The organism is Mycobacterium sp. ZZG, from assembly GCF_054786995.1.
In genome coordinates this window covers 1-1,056 of the sequence record NZ_JBTBFV010000167.1, presented here as the reverse complement: position 1 = coordinate 1,056, position 1,056 = coordinate 1, and the positions used below count along the sequence as shown (strand labels likewise).

Genomic DNA, 1,056 nt, shown 5'->3' with positions numbered 1-1,056 from the left:
CCCGGTGGTGCGGTGGTTGCGTGCGTTGATCTCGGTGGTGAAGCGTGCGCACGCGGCTTCGACGTCGGCGAAGCTGCCGTACTGGGGTAGCAGGTTGGTATCGGTGGGCACGATGTCGGCTTTGGCGAGTTTGACGGCGTTTTCCACCCCGCCCTTGGTGGCAGGGTCGGCGGGTTCACAGGTCAGCACCGTGATGCCGTAGTAGCGGCCGAAGGTGACCGCGGCGCGGTTGCGGACCGGGACCCCGGCGATGTGTCCGGTGGTCACGGTTTTCTCGTTGTCGGTGAGCAGATACGTCGGGGCACCCCCGATGATGCGGAAGATGCGGTCCAACCCGGCGAAGACGCTCGGTGCGGTGCGGTCCCGCAACGCCACCACGACGCGGTAGCGGCTCCAGGCCAGCCACGCCACCAGCAGCACGATCTTGCGGCCGGCGACCAAGGGCCCGTCGGCGAAATCGTACTGCAGCCACAGTCCGGGTTCGGTGATCCATGGTCGGTGCACACGTGTATTACCCAGCCGCCATTGGGCTTTGATTTCCGCCAGCGCCCGGCGGGTAGTGCGGTCGGTGCCGGTGTATCCCAACGCGACGAGCTTCTCGTGGGCCTTGTCGCCTCGGATCTTGCCCTTCGAATCAGCCACCCACGTTTCGAGCAGTTCGCGCCAATCGTCGATCATCCGGGCCCGCCGCGTGGCCGGTGGCAACCCGGCGTTGCGGTCTTCGACGGCCTTCTTCACGGTGTGGTGCGAGCACCCGCACAACTCCGCAGCGGCGCGATAAGAGCCGGTCAGGTCGTAGGCATTGAGTATTTCCATGAGTTCTCCGTCAGACTTCACGTAGGTCTTTCCTGTGGTTGTCAATCTCGACTAGGCATCGACATCGAAACCGCAGGAGAGGCCGCCCCGGCGCTGACGCGCCGGACGGCATCAAAAGGGGGTCTGGACAGATTCATGGCCGCCGACGGGCACTTTCGTGTCCGCCGGTGGGCAGTTCTTATTGGCCGCTACTGGGCATTTTCATGTCCGCCGGTGGGCAGTTTTTCATGTCCGCCGACA

At 64.6% G+C, this 1,056-nt stretch carries 1 protein-coding gene; it reads right to left on the bottom strand.

The genetic code is table 11. The annotated features are described in order from the left end of the window. A partial coding sequence (gene istA, locus ACXMYJ_RS29170; protein ID WP_460359553.1) for an IS21 family transposase occupies nt 1-816 on the bottom strand: 816 nt, incomplete at its 3' end. Nucleotides 817-1,056 lie beyond the last annotated feature (240 nt).